Origin of the sequence: Rhizobacter terrae (assembly GCF_003852895.1) — a bacterium.
Taxonomy (GTDB): domain Bacteria; phylum Pseudomonadota; class Gammaproteobacteria; order Burkholderiales; family Burkholderiaceae_C; genus Albitalea; species Albitalea terrae.
The window spans coordinates 454128-467723 of the sequence record NZ_QUSW01000001.1 but is presented as its reverse complement, the minus strand read 5'-3'; the positions used below and the strand labels follow the sequence as shown (position 1 = coordinate 467723).

Annotated in this window: 11 protein-coding genes and 1 riboswitch; of the genes, 5 read left to right on the top strand and 6 right to left on the bottom strand. The window is 66.7% G+C overall.

The features are described 5' to 3' along the window. Positions 1-16 precede the first annotated feature (16 nt). Together DZC73_RS30550 and mutL are read right to left on the bottom strand one after the other, a co-directional pair. Positions 17-1327 carry a pseudouridine synthase gene (locus DZC73_RS30550; RefSeq protein ID WP_124538531.1) on the bottom strand — a complete coding sequence of 437 codons (1311 nt, stop codon included), beginning with the start codon at positions 1325-1327 and terminating at the stop codon, positions 17-19. Positions 1328-1346: 19 nt separating this feature from the next. Beyond that, a complete protein-coding gene (mutL, locus tag DZC73_RS02080) occupies positions 1347-3233 on the bottom strand; it encodes a DNA mismatch repair endonuclease MutL (protein ID WP_124538530.1) in 1887 nt (628 codons plus the stop codon). A 36-nt stretch (positions 3234-3269) separates the two neighbouring features. Here mutL and DZC73_RS02075 point away from each other — a divergent pair, with 36 nt between their 5' ends. The 3 genes from DZC73_RS02075 (at position 3270) to DZC73_RS02065 (ending at position 5905) form a co-directional block, all read left to right on the top strand. Next, a complete protein-coding gene (locus DZC73_RS02075; RefSeq protein ID WP_124538529.1) occupies positions 3270-3926 on the top strand; it encodes a DedA family protein in 657 nt (218 codons plus the stop codon). Positions 3927-4046: 120 nt separating this feature from the next. After that, the gene (locus tag DZC73_RS02070; RefSeq protein ID WP_124538528.1) at positions 4047-4451 is read left to right on the top strand and encodes a cupin domain-containing protein; all 405 of its coding nucleotides are present in this window, start codon (positions 4047-4049) and stop codon (positions 4449-4451) included. A gap of 158 nt (positions 4452-4609) precedes the next feature. Continuing rightward, positions 4610-5905 (top strand): hypothetical protein, encoded by a 1296-nt coding sequence (locus DZC73_RS02065; RefSeq protein ID WP_124538527.1) that lies wholly within the window; start codon positions 4610-4612, stop codon positions 5903-5905. Between the two features lie 21 nt (positions 5906-5926). On the opposite strand, the gene DZC73_RS02060 is transcribed toward DZC73_RS02065, so the two are convergent. The 4 genes from DZC73_RS02060 to DZC73_RS02045 form a co-directional block, all read right to left on the bottom strand. Next, positions 5927-7495 carry a methyl-accepting chemotaxis protein gene (locus DZC73_RS02060; RefSeq protein WP_124538526.1) on the bottom strand — a complete coding sequence of 523 codons (1569 nt, stop codon included), beginning with the start codon at positions 7493-7495 and terminating at the stop codon, positions 5927-5929. 60 nt (positions 7496-7555) lie between these two features. Then, a complete protein-coding gene (locus DZC73_RS02055; RefSeq protein ID WP_124538525.1) occupies positions 7556-8428 on the bottom strand; it encodes a hypothetical protein in 873 nt (290 codons plus the stop codon). A 148-nt stretch (positions 8429-8576) separates the two neighbouring features. Next, positions 8577-8664, bottom strand: a riboswitch (cyclic di-GMP riboswitch). A 176-nt stretch (positions 8665-8840) separates the two neighbouring features. Then, positions 8841-10247 (bottom strand): C2 family cysteine protease, encoded by a 1407-nt coding sequence (locus DZC73_RS02050; protein ID WP_161974416.1) that lies wholly within the window; start codon positions 10245-10247, stop codon positions 8841-8843. A gap of 143 nt (positions 10248-10390) precedes the next feature. Beyond that, a complete protein-coding gene (locus tag DZC73_RS02045; RefSeq protein ID WP_161974415.1) occupies positions 10391-11251 on the bottom strand; it encodes an N-acyl homoserine lactonase family protein in 861 nt (286 codons plus the stop codon). A gap of 118 nt (positions 11252-11369) precedes the next feature. Here DZC73_RS02045 and DZC73_RS02040 point away from each other — a divergent pair, with 118 nt between their 5' ends. Both DZC73_RS02040 and DZC73_RS02035 read left to right on the top strand, forming a co-directional pair. Continuing rightward, positions 11370-12239 carry a LysR family transcriptional regulator gene (locus DZC73_RS02040; protein ID WP_124538522.1) on the top strand — a complete coding sequence of 290 codons (870 nt, stop codon included), beginning with the start codon at positions 11370-11372 and terminating at the stop codon, positions 12237-12239. Between the two features lie 102 nt (positions 12240-12341). Continuing rightward, positions 12342-13553, top strand: coding sequence for a hypothetical protein (locus tag DZC73_RS02035; RefSeq protein ID WP_124538521.1), 1212 nt, complete (start codon positions 12342-12344; stop codon positions 13551-13553). The last annotated feature ends 43 nt before the right edge of the window (positions 13554-13596 follow it).

Genomic DNA, 13596 nt, shown 5'->3' with positions numbered 1-13596 from the left:
ATCAACGACGCAGGCATCAGCCGAAGTTTTCGTCCGGCCTCAGGTAGCGCCATTGTCCGGGCGGCAAATCGCCCAGCATCACGCGGCCGATGCGCACGCGCTTGAGGCCGACGACCTTCAATCCCACCAGCTCGCACATGCGGCGGATCTGCCGCTTCTTGCCTTCCTTGAGCACGAAACGCAACTGGTCGTCATTGACCCACTCGACCTGGGCAGGCCGCAGCGCCTCGCCGTCGAGTTCCAGGCCGTGGTTGAGCAGCGCCAGCTTGTCGTCGCTCAGGCGGCCGCCCTCGATCATCTGCACGCGCACCAGGTATTCCTTCTCGGTGTCGCTGTCTTCGCCGATCAGTTGCTTGGCGATGCGGCCATCCTGCGTGAGCACCAGCAAGCCCACCGAATCGATGTCCAGCCGACCTGCCGGCGCGAGGCTGCGCAGGTGTTCGCGCAGGAAGCGGATGCCCGAGTGGTCATCGCGCCATTGGTTCTGGGGCGTGACGAGCACGGACGCCGGCTCGTAGCCATCTTCCGCCTGGCCGCTGACGTAGCCGATCGGCTTGTTGAGCAGCACGGTCACGCGCTGCGCCTGCTGGTGGCGGGCGCGGGCATCGACGGTGATGCGCTGGTCCGGCGTGACGCGCGAGCCCAGTTCGCTCACGACATGGTCGTCCACGCGCACCCAGCCCTTGGCGATCCATTCGTCGGCTTCGCGGCGCGAGGCGATCCCCAGCTCGCTCATGCGCTTGGACAGGCGCATGCTGCCGGGGATCTCGGGGTGGATGTCCTGGTGATCGTCGACGTGGTGCCTCGCATCGGCGGGTTTTCTGTGAGGCTTCCTCGCCCCTGCATCGGAGCGGCGTGCATCCGAAGGTACCGGGCCGGCGCGCCTGGGCTCGTCGGGCCTGGCGCGGCGGGGCGCGGCATCGCGCCGCACTTCACTGGGGACGCGCTCGCTGCGTTGCGGCGGACGCGACGCCTCATCGCGCGGGTCGGCCGGGGCCATGCGCCGCACCGAACCACCGCCGGAGAAGGCCGTGTTCTTGCCGCGCGAACTCTGATCCACGCCTTCCAGCGGATTGCGCCGCGGGGCCGGCTTCCGGTCGAACGCATCGCCTTCGTCGCGCCGCTTGAACTTCTCCGGCGGCTTGTCGCCGAAGCGCTGGCGCAGCTGTTCCTGGTAGCGTGCCTCGCGCTCGGCGCGGGCGGTCTGCGCCTCGGCCAGCGTCGGCCGCTTGCGGGGCGCCGAGCCCATGCCGCGGACGGGCGAGCGTTTGGGCTTGAGCGGGTCCGCCGGTGTTGCGGATGATTTCTTCAGCTTGATCGTGGCCATGGCAGACGGTGTGAAGGCTTCAGCGACCGCGCCAGAACAGCGCGTCGAGTTCGCGCATGGTGATCTGGCGCCAGGTCGGCCGGCCGTGATTGCATTGGTCGGAGCGCTCGGTGCGCTCCATGTCTCGCAGCAGCGCGTTCATCTCGTCCAGCGTGAGCTGCCGGTTCGCGCGCACCGCACCGTGGCAGGCCATGGTGGAGAGGATCTCGTGCTGCGCGCGCTGGATGACGCTGCTGGCGTCGTACTGCGACAGCTCGCCGATGACGCTGCGCGCCAGGTCGACGATGTCGCCGCTGGCCAGCGCCGCCGGGCAGGAGCGCACGGCCAGCACGGTGGGCGACAGGGCGGAGATGTCCAGCCCCAGCGTGGACAGCGTGTCGGCATGGGCCTCGACGGTGGCGATCTCCTGCGGCGTGGCCGGGAAGGTCGCGGGGATGAGCAGCGGCTGGCTCTCGATCTTCGTGCTGCCCAGGCTTGACTTCAGCCGCTCGTACACGATGCGCTCGTGCGCCGCATGCATGTCCACGATGACCAGGCCCTGCGAGTTCTCGGCCAGCACATAGACGCCGGCGATCTGCGCGATGGCGCGGCCCAGCGGCCATTCAGTGTCGCTGGGCAGGGACTGCGGCTGCGGCTGCGTGCTGGGCTGCAGCGTGGGCATGCGCGAGGCGGCCACGGGCTCGGCGGCGGGGCGCACGGTCCAGGACGCAGGCGGTTCCTGCGCGTAGAGCACGGCGGCCTGCTGCAATCCGAGCTGCCCTTGCGCGCCTTGCGGATAGTTGCCGCGCCAGGGGGCAGGCTGCGAGTCCAGCGCGCTGGGCCGGGGCGTCGGGTAGGACGATGCGGCATGGCCGTCGGCTGCCACTTCGCCGGTCGATGCAACGGGCGTGAATTCGGTGGCTTTCGGAATGGCAAGCGCCGCTTCCACCGCACGCTTCACGCCCTGGTGCACCTCGCGCGATTCACGGAAGCGCACTTCGATCTTGGTGGGATGCACGTTCACATCCACACGATCGGGCGCGATCTCGATGAAGAGCGCGTAGCAAGGCTGCCGCCCGCCGTGCAGCACATCCTCGTAGGCCGAACGCACGCCGTGGGCGATGAGCTTGTCGCGCACGAAGCGGCCGTTGACGTAGACGTACTGCTGGTCGGCCCGTGCCCGCGCTGACTCCGGCGTGCCGGCGCGGCCGATGATGCGCAACACGCCCATGTCGATGGACACGGCGCGGCTGTGCTCGATGAATTCTTCGCCCAGCACGTCGCGCATGCGCCCGTCGTGGTCGGCTCGGCGCCATTGCTGCACCAGCTTGCCTTCGTGCCAAACGGTGAAGGACACGTCCGGCCGCGTGAGCGCATGGCGGCGCACGGCCTCCACGCAGTGCGCGAGCTCGGTCGCTTCGCTCTTGAGGAACTTGCGGCGCGCGGGCGTGTTGAAGAAGAGTTCGCGCACTTCGACGCTGGTGCCGACACCCCGCGCGAACGGGGCCAGCTCGCCGGAGCGCGCGTCCAGCCGCTGCGCGTGCGGGCCGTCGGCCGTGCGGCTGGCGATGGACACCTCGGCCACCGAGGAGATGGCCGCGAGCGCCTCGCCGCGGAAGCCCATGGTGGACACGCTCTCCAGGTCGACCAGCGAGCCGATCTTGCTCGTGGCATGGCGCTTCAAGGCCATGGGCAGTTCATCGCTGGGAATGCCGTGGCCGTCGTCCTCGACCACGATCGCGCGAATGCCGCCCGCCACCAGCTTCACCGCGATCTCGGTGGAGCCCGCGTCCAGCGCGTTGTCCACCAGCTCGCGCACCACGGAGGCTGGCCGCTCGACCACCTCGCCCGCCGCGATCTGACTCACCAGCTCGTCGGGGAGCTCCCGGATGGGGCGGCGAGGGGCGGCGGACAACACGGCATTCATCAGGCCATTGTACGGAGCACCCTAGAATGCGCCGCCATGGATCTCCTGCACACGCTGATCGACTTCATCCTGCACGTCGACGTGCACCTGCAGAACTTCGTCGTCACCTACGGCGTGTGGGTCTACGCCTTGCTGTTCCTCATCATCTTCGTGGAGACGGGCGTGGTCGTCATGCCCTTCCTGCCCGGCGATTCGCTGCTGTTCGTGGTCGGCGCCATGTGCGCGCAGGGCAGCATGAACCTGGGGCTGAGCATCGGCCTGCTCATCGCCGCGGCGGTGCTGGGCAACCAGAGCAACTACACCATCGGCCGCTACTTCGGCCCCAAGGTCTTCCAGTGGGAGAACTCGCGCTTCTTCAACAAGAAGGCCTTCATGCAGGCGCATGAGTTCTACGAACGCTACGGCGGCATCACCATCGTGCTCGCGCGTTTCATGCCCTTCCTGCGCACCTTCGCCCCCTTCGTGGCGGGCGTGGCGCAGATGACCCGCCGCACCTTCTCCATCTACGACGTGACCGGCGGCACGCTGTGGGTGGGCGGGGTCACGGTGGCGGGCTATCTCTTCGGCAACATCCCCTGGGTGAAGGGCAACCTGGAGAAGATCATCTGGGCGCTGATCTTCGTGCCCGGCCTGCTGGCGCTCTTCGGTGCGTGGAAGGCTCGCCGCAAGGACAAGGCTGCCGCGCAGTCCTGACGCCGGCGTGCCTGCCGCGGCGTGGGGTCTGCCGGACACAGGCTGCGGCAACGGGAGCAGAATCCCGTGACGGCCGGCAGATGCGGCGGCCGGCTCTCCACACAGGAAGGACGGTGCGCCATGGCCCTGACCCACGCCGTGCCCGGCCAGCCCATCGACATCCGCCCGCTGGGCGATGCGCTGGGTGCCTCGGCCTCGCATGCCCTCATGAAGACCCACGCGCTGGAGCTGATGCGCATCGTGCTGATGGAAGGCGACCAGCTGCCGCCGCACAGCGCCTACGGCGAATGCACGCTGCAGTGCATCGAGGGCCTGGTCGAGGTGGAAGAGGGTGGTGTGGTGCACGAGCTGTACCCGCAGCAGGTGGTGCTGCTGCGCGCCCGCGGCGAGCATGCGGTGCGGGCGGTGCGCGATTCGTCGCTGCTGCTGACGGTGCAGTTGCCGCAGGGGCAGCCGGGGAGCCGCTCCTCCACGACCCATGAGGAGGATGAGCTCGCGGCTGAGGACGATCGGCCGTTCCCGTAGACGCCGGCTGTCCGTCTCCGCGGTTCGCAGATTCATCCGCGGCTTCGTTTTCCCGCGACGCCTCAGCGTGATCCCCCGACAGCATTCGTGCGACACGTTCCGGCACCCGCTGGAGCGACCCAGCCAAAGCGAAGGGGCCGTCCATGAGGATGAACACCATGAACGCCGTGCCGGCCAGCCTGAGCAGCGCCGGCCACGAGAAACTGATGGCTGCCCGTTGCGGCGTCGTCAAGCCGGCGACGAGCGAGGAGGAGGGCATCAGCGAGGACATTCGAAGCCTGCTCGACCAGATCGGCAAGCTGCTCCTTGCCGACATGAAGGCCCAGATTGCGCAATTGACCAGTGCCGACCTCGGCGCCGCGAAGACGCAAGACACTGAAGAACCGCCGCCGCCCTACCACGAGGTGAAGGACGACAAGCCTCCCGCCTACGCCAAAGCGAAGGTGAAGACCGAGGCTCCTGCGGCCGAGGCGGAACCCAGCCCCGAGCAGGCCAAGGTCAACCAGGAAAAGCTCCAGGGCATCGGCAACCACCCGCTGGGCCCTGACGACAAGCTGCTGCCGCCTTCGGACAAGCGCACCGCGCAGCAGGTGCTCGACAGCAAGGAAGGCGCGATCCTGAAGAACCTGGGCAACCAGGAAGGCGTGCGCGACAAGCTCAAGCAGACCGTCGGCGACTTCGAGAGCGACCCGCAGGCGGCGGCGCGCGGCATTGCCTACCTGCGCAAGATCAAGAACATGCCCAACCCGGACGGCAGCAAGCGTCCGGACGATGTGACGCAGAACGACAAGGTCGAAGGTGCGACCAAGGACGGCGACATCCGCTCAGGCACCGAACTGGCCATCCTGAAGGACTCGTTCAAGGGCGGGCCGCAGGTGCCCGACAAGGACGCGCCGGCCACCGTCGACAAGTCCAAGGCCTATGCCTGGATGAACAGCCAGAAGGCGCTGGCCCCGACCAACGACCCGCATGTGAAGAACGGCGGCAACTTCGTGAGCGATGCAGCGGTCATCGGCCAGAAGATCCTCAACGGGCTGGCCGATGTGTTCGACTTCGCCGGCAAGCTGTTCAGCAAGACGATCGGCAAGATTCCCGGCCTGGGCAAGATCGCCGGCTTCATCGGCGACACGCTGGCGGGTGCCGCTGCAGGCGGACTGCGGGTGGCCGGCGTGGCAGCGGTGGGCGGCGACGTGGGTGCCGCCGCCAAGGACATGGGCAAGGACATGCTTCAGAACACCGTCGAGAACGTGGTGGGAATCGTCGACCCGACCGGGCTGGCGGCCAAGAAGGTCGGCGAGGAAGCGCGCAAGGGGCTGGACCAGGCGATTCCCAGCACCAACGACGGCGACAAGTCCAAGGCCAGCGGCTACGACAGCCAGTCCAAGCCGCAGGAGCAAAAGCCGCAGAACAACCAGGACCAGCACAAGCCGAACCACGCCGGCAAGCGCCGCTGACGCGCGGCGCAGGCCTGCGGGTCAAGCCAGCCGGAACACCGCCACCGCGTCGACCAGCTTGCTGGCTTGCTGCTGGAGGCTCTCAGCCGCGGCGGCCGACTGCTCCACCAGCGCGGCGTTCTGCTGCGTGACCTGATCGAGCTGGCTCACCGCCGCATTCACCTGGCTGATGCCCGAGGTCTGCTCGCTGGTGGCCGAGCTGATGGCCGCGATCATCTGGCTCACGTGGTTCACCTGCCGCACGATGTCGGACATGGTGCGGCCCGCGTTGTCCACCTGCCCGCTGCCCAGGCCCACCTTCTCCACGCTGTCGTTGATCAGCGTCTTGATTTCCTTGGCCGCCTGCGCGCTGCGCTGCGCGAGCGAGCGCACCTCGGAGGCCACGACCGCGAACCCGCGTCCCTGTTCGCCAGCGCGTGCGGCTTCCACCGCGGCGTTCAGCGCCAGGATGTTGGTTTGGAAGGCGATGCTGTCGATCACGCCGATGATGTCGCTGATCTTCTTGCTGGCCGCGGTGATCTGCTCCATGGTGGCCACCACCTGGCCCACCGTCTCGCCGCCGCGCGCGGCCGCGTCGCTGGCGGCCTTGGCCAGGCGCTCGGCTTCGGCCGCGGTCTGCGCGTTGTTCATCACCGTCGAGGTGAGCTGCTCCATCGACGCGGCCGTCTGCTGCAGGCTGCTGGCCTGCGTCTCGGTGCGCTGCGACAGGTCGGAGTTGCCGGTGGCGATCTGGCTGGAGCCGGTGGCGATGTTGTCGCTGCCCTGGCGCACGCTGGACACCACGGCGGCCAGGCTTTCGTTCATGCCCTTGAGCGCGCGCAGCAGCTCGCCCAGCTCGTTGGTGCTGTGCACCTCGATGCGCGAGCCCAGGTCGCCGCTGGCCACGCGCCGCGCGATGGCGATGGCCTGCGACAGCGGCACGGTGATGCCGCGGCTGAGCACGACCATGGTGCTCACCACCAGCGCGCACGACAGCAGCAGCAGCCCGGCCAGCATCCAGGTCATGTGGCTCACGCGCTCTTCCACCACCTGGTCGTTCTGCGCCGCGCGCTTGACGAGGAAGTCCGACAGTTCGGTGGATGCCGCCGTGCCCACGCGGTAGCTCGGATTGATGCGCGAGATCAGCACCGTCTCGGCCTCGTCCCAGCGGCCGGCCTTGATCGCAGCGGCGGCATCGGCCACCGCCTTCACGCCCAGGCCGGCGCTCTTGTCGAACCAGGCATCGGCCAGCCGGCGCTCATCGTCGGACTGGATGCCCGCGTGGTACTGCTCCCACAGCTTGTTGATGCCGGCCGAGGCCTTGTCGATCGCCGCGAAGTGCACGTCCAGCGCGTGGTCGTGCAGCTTGGACCAGTCGAAGCCTGGGTTGTGCTGCAGGGCCTGCAGCACCTGGCTGCGGTTGGTCTCCATCAGCAGGCGGATCTGCGCGAAGTCGTTCTCCGTCTTCGCGTCGCGCAGCGAGATCTCGCGGTACGCCTGCCGCGTGTGCGAGTTGCCGTACAGGCCGAAGGCGCCGACGGCGGCAACGAGGACCATCAGCAGGCTCAGCGCCGCGATGATGAGTGTCTTGATCTTGAGGTTGGACAGCATGGTGTGGTGCTCCCTGAGACTCTGAATTGGCTCTTGAAAACGCTCTGTGCGCGCTGCGGTTCAACGCCCGCAGCGGCGGAAGAATCCGGCGATGCCCGGCGCCAGCTCGGCCGGGTGCTCGAACTCCAGGTAGGTGACGTCGCACAGGTTGTCCATCTCCCTGAGCAAGGTGGTCTTGATGGGTGCGTGCTTCCACACGAGGAACAGCACCGGCGTGCAGGCGCCGCGGAACACGTGGTACGAGAGCTCGAAGGCACTGCTCTCGCTCATGCCCACGCGGATGTTGATGAAGGCGTCGGCCTGCGACAGCAAGTGCAGCCGGTGTGCGCGGAAGGCCTTGGGCGTGAAGCGCTCGCCGGTCTCGGCTTCGAAGGACTGTCGGAAGGTCTGCGCGCTCTCGGCCTGGCAGCCGGTGAGGTAGCGAAACGGCTGCGCCTGCGTGTCATGGTGGCTGATCATCGCCAGCACGCCGGCCACGAGCTGCTGCTGCGATTCATCGGATTCCGTGAAGGGTTGTCGGATGAAGAGGTTGAAGGCCTCGGCCTCGTTCGCCGCGGCGGGCGTGTCGAAGGCACCACCGGCGCGGGCACCGGCCAGGAACGCATGCCAGGCGCGATCGGACTGGTTGGCGGCCCGGTTCTTCATCAGCGTGCGGGCCTCGATGACGGACTGCGACACCAGCGAGCCGCGCGGGCGCAGCATCTGCGCATCTTGCGCCTCGGCCACGCCGGCGAGGAAGGCCGACGAGAGCTGGTGGCGCAGGGCGGGGCGGTCTTCGGTGCCGCCTTGCTCTGCGGGAAGCAACTCGCTCAGCAGCCCTGAGACCTGCTGGCGCGTCCAGTTCCGTGGCTTCAGCGGGAGTCCCAGGCTGGTCCACAAATTGGCGTCCAGCGGACTGCTGGCCGTGTTGATGAAACGGTCGATGCTTCCCATGTTTTCTCCCTGAGTTCCGGACCAGGGCAAGCCCGCGCCAGCGAAGCCGCGACTGCCGGTGCATCAGGAAATCATGAGAACGGGATGCGGTTGCCCGCGCCGAGCATGTCGGCGCGCAGCCGGGCAGAACAGGTCCTGCCCTGAGCGTCTTGGCAACCCCGCTGTCATGGCTTCGAGAAGCTGTAGACCGGAAGCTTTGCGACCCCGACTTTCGAACGGGTGTGCCTTTGTCTAACGTCAGCGCTCTTCGTCAAGCGCCTGTGCGCAGCTTATCGGCGAAGCGGGTTGCGCACTTGAGTACATGCAGTTGCAATCGTGACGCATTGGACATCACTGGCAAGAACGCGTGGCCCTTGTAAAAACGCACGCCCCTTGTAATTCTGACAAGGGGCGTGCAGCTGCATGAAGGCCTTCAGCTCACCACGCCGAAGCCCGCGAAGTATTTCTTGAAGGTGCCGATCTCCATCGCGAAGGTGCCGTCGGTGTCCTTCAACGCGATGGGCCGCCACCAACTCACGTCGTAGGCGTAGACCGTGGCATCCAGCGAGCCCACGGTGGCCTCGGTGCTGCCCCAGGGATTGCGCAGCAGGATGTAGCGGCGGCAGTTGCGGTAGGCCCAGCCCAGCACGGTGTAGCAATGCGAACCCACCACGTTCGCGGCGCTGTAGTCCACGTGGTCGGGCGAATCGGCGCCCGAGCCGTAGGTCCAGGCGGTCATGGGGCGGATGGTGCGGTAGCTCAGGCAGTTGCTGCGCAGCGTGTTCCACAACTGGTCGGCCGAGCGGCTCGCGGTGTCGTAGTAGGCGCGGCTGCCGCCGGTGAGCTGCGCCGTCGCCCACACGCAGTCGCCCCAGCCGGTGGCGGTGATGTCGGGGTGGTCGGTGGTGGTGCCGGTCTTGAGCTTGGCGAAGGCCTTCTCGTAGATCGCGGGCCAGGCCTCGCCGTCTTCGCTCGAGCGGGCATAGATGGGAAAGCCGCCGGCCGTCTTGGGCACCGTCTCGCTCACTTCGATGTCGCGGTCCACGCCCTGCCCGTCGGGCTTGTAGAAGGTCACGCGGTCGAAGAACTGGCCCTGGCCCTGGCCGGTGGCGCGCGTCTGCTGCGCGATGCGATACGGCTGCGACCACGCGATGGCCGACAGCGCAGCGATGAAATAGCAATTGGCCACCGCGCCTTGCACCGGGTCGAAGAACTCCGCCGTCTCGTTGAAGAAGCGGCCCGCGTCTTCCCAGGTGCCGCCCGGCGGCGACCAGTCGACGCTGTTGCCAAGACGCAATGCAGGATCGTTGCTGATGGTGCGCACGACATCGGGCGTGTAGTTGCGGGCCATGCGCAGGTCGCGCACCGCCTGCGGCAGGTCCAGCGTGATGCGCAGCCGGCTGATGGTGCTCCAGTCGATGCAGGCGATGGCGAGGTCATCCAGCGCGTTGACGTTCAGTGCCTTGGCCACGTCCTTGAGCGTGGCGAGTCCGCCCAGCTCGGCCATCGGTGCGCGCTCCAGGTCGTCGCCGCCCTTGGGCACCTCGACGTCCAGCAGCGTGGAGCGCTGCGCGCGCATGCTGCCGTCCTCCTGCCGCGCGCCGCCGATGTACAGCGGGCCACCGAATTTCGGATCGAACAGCTCCTCGTAGGGCACGCCAAGCACCTGCTCGAGCATGGCGGGCTTGTCCTCGACCTGCTTCCAGTCGATGCGCCGGCCGGTCATCACCTCGGCCAGGGCGTAGGGGTTGATGACGCAGCCCGGCGCGGCGGGCCCTTTGGGCGGCTCGGTGAGCGCGGGACCGGTGAGCGCGGAATCGATGGTGGTGGCGATGGGCATGCATGTCTCCCCTGGTGGATGCATCGCCGCGAGGTTGCGGCGAGGCGTGAGGCCAGTGTGGGTGGTGCATGAACGCAGGAGCATCCCCACGGTTGGGGGAGCGAGGCCCTTCGAGCTAGGGCCCCTAGTTTGGCGGTGATGCCTCAGTCGAGGAACGCTGGAGGCTTGGGCAAGGCGGCGAAGTCCTGCGGCGAATGCTGCACGATCACGCGTGCCCGAAGCCGCTTCGTGATGGCTTCGACGCGGTGCATGGAAGCGAGCGTCGCCGCGCGGTCGGCATTGACCGTGGGCACGTGCTGGTGCTCGCGGCCTTCGCGGGTGAGGTAGAGGTCGCCGGACAGGATGACCGGGCCCGAGCGGGCCAGGCGCACCAGCAGCACGCTGCTGCCCGGCGTGTGCCCCGGCGTCTTGAGGATGCGCACGCTGCCGTCGCCGAACACGTCGAAGTCGCCGTCGATGAACTTCGTTCGTTGCGGGGGCCGGTTGGCGAGCAGTTCGGCGGACATGCTCACATGGGCCGGCTTGGCCAGCGCCCAGTCGAGTTCATCGCGATTGACGATCCAGGTCGCACGCTGGAAGAGCGAGGCCTGGCCGACGTGGTCGAAATGCAGATGAGAGAAGGCGAGCCACCCGACGTCATCTGGCGTGATGCCGATGTCGCGGAGCTGATCGGTGACGGGGCGATCCAGCCAGGTGCGAAAGCCGAGTTGATCCGCCATGGCTTGCGGGCTCAGTCCACCCGTGACGCTGGCGGGCAAGGCGGCTGGCAAACCGGCGTCCCACAGCAGCCAGCCCTTGGGATGCTGGATGAGGAAGCAGGGATCGGCCAGTTCAGCCGCACGGCCGTCGAAGTCGCCGGTGTCGGAGGCGGCGCCGAAGTCCTTGAAGCTGGCGTGTCCGCAATCGAGCGCGTAGAGGCGGGGCGTGGTCTGGGCCTCTGCGGCAGCGGCGTGCAGCGTGGAAATGGCGAGCACTGCGGCGGCGAGGAAGCGGCATCGGGTCATGGTGAGTAGCGAGCGTTGGGCTGCCTGCACTCTGAAGCACTGCGCCGCGTCGATAAAGCCTGCTATGGTGGATTCATTCCAAACCAATGGTGTTGAATCCATGGATCGCCTCACCAGCATGCAAGTGTTCGTCCGCGTGGCGCAACTGGGTGGCTTTGCAGCGGCCGCGAAGGAGCTCGACCTGTCGCCCACGATGGTGGCCAAGCACGTCCAGGCCATCGAGGCTCGGCTGGGCACACGACTGCTTCACCGCACGACGCGGCGGCAAAGCCTCACGGACACCGGCCGCCTCTACCTCGAACGAAGCATGGCGACGCTCGCTGAATACGCGGCCGCCGAAGCCGCGGCTTCCGAGTTGCAGGACACACCGCGTGGCACCTTGCGCGTGACCGCGCCGGTCGTGCTCGGCACGCACGGCATTGCACCCCTCGTGGCGAGCTACGCCGCCAGGCATCCGGGCGTGCATGTGGAGCTGGCGTTGCACGATCGCGTCGTGGACCTGATGGACGAAGGCTTCGACGTCGCCATCCGCTCTGGCCTGATCCACGATGACGGCCTGGTGGCACGCCCGCTTGCGCCGCTGCGCATGCTGCTGTGCGCATCCCCTGCCTATCTCAAGCGCCACGGCACACCGCGCCGCGTGCAGGACCTGGCCTCGCATGCGTGCCTGGGCTTCACGCACTGGACGCACAAGGATCGTTGGCGGCTCATCGGCCCCGAGGGCGAGGAGACCGTCCGCATCACGAGCCAGGTGCTCATCAACAACGGCGAGGCGATGCGGCAGGCAGCGCTGGCTGGCGGCGGTGTCCTCATGCAATGGGAGCTGCTGTTGCGCGATGACCTGAAGGCGCGGCGGCTGGTGCGCGTGTTGCCGAAGCACCAGCCACCGCCGCGTCCGGCGCATGTGGTGTATCTGCCGGAGCGCAGGCCGTCGGCGAAGGTGCGTGGCTTTGTCGAGCATGTGCTGAAGGTGTTGGGTCACGCTTGACAGTGCAGCTGGGATTCGTGGAACGTACTGGCACAGCGACGGCCCGAATCAAGTGCGACTCACTGTGCTTCGGTTGTTCCAACAAGTCTTCAAGGAGGTTCAATGAAACCAATTCAATCGAGGCGACCATTCCTGCTGCACAGTGGTGTGATGGCGGTTGGCGCTTCAGTGGCCCGTCCCGCACATACATCTATGCAATTTGAATGCACCAGAAGAGCCAGGGTCCAGCTGGTATTGAGCATTGTTGGCATCACGCTCGCAGTGCTTTGCCGTGCACAGGACCATCCCGCTGCTCCATCCACCGTACCGATGACGGCGTACTCTTCACCAGAAGTCGGCATCGGCATTGAAAGTTCGGGCGAGGGTATGGCAGCTCTCAACACTTACACCATTGGTGCAGCGCCTGGAGTTGCGGAAGCAACGCGTTGCAAGTCCACGAGGTTCGTCGACATTCCTGTGGTGGTGGACCGTTGGCTGCAGTTGACTTTTTCAGTTCCTCGCGATCAAAGGGCTGCCTACGTGGCCTGGTTGAACGCCACCAGCGAAGATGTGAACGTCAAGTCCAATGAGCAACTGCTGAAAGGGGCGTGGCATGCCTTGGCGAGCGGCTTCGATGCACTCGCGGGGCACGACGGACGACCGCGGGTTATTCGCTACGTGGTTCGCATGACGCCAGCTGACTGCACCTACATCGAGAAGATGCAATTCACGCCATCTTCTGCCAAGCGGCAACTGGTGTTTCCCATCGCGGTTCATGCCCCAGGCCTCCTCGGTCCCGCTTCGGCTTCAGTGATTCAGTCGCTGTTCGAAGTGACGGCGCACGAAACAACGCATGCCTTCGACATTTACCCCTACTCCGTCGAGCGATTGAAATGGCTGAAAAGCTCGGAGCCTGTGGCTGCTCATGACCCAGCCTCACCGATGAACCTGAACGCGGAGATCAGGGCCGTGTCAGTCGAGCGCTGTTTGAGGCGACTGATCATGCCGCGTCCTGAAGGCTTCGACTATCTCGCGAGCTTGTGGCTGGAGCACAGAACAGAATTCCAGCTGAAGGTGCAGCAAGAACCCCGTTTGCGAATCTGGGAACGGACCTTTGAGCGAGAGCAATCCCTGGTTGGGCCGAACATTTTGTCCAATCGTGATGAGGACGTTGTTCGGCTGCTGGGGCAATGTGCCATCTACATGCAGGACAAGGACACCGTCGATTCCTATGCGGCATCCGGCGCGGGCCAACTGGCCGCCGCCAAGGTTTTCAGAAACGTCCGATCTTCCTGGGCTCCGGTGCACTTCAAAGACTATTCGTATCCCCCCTGATACATCCCTGCGAGGCCTCGGGGCTTTGTCGCCTCGCGGATCG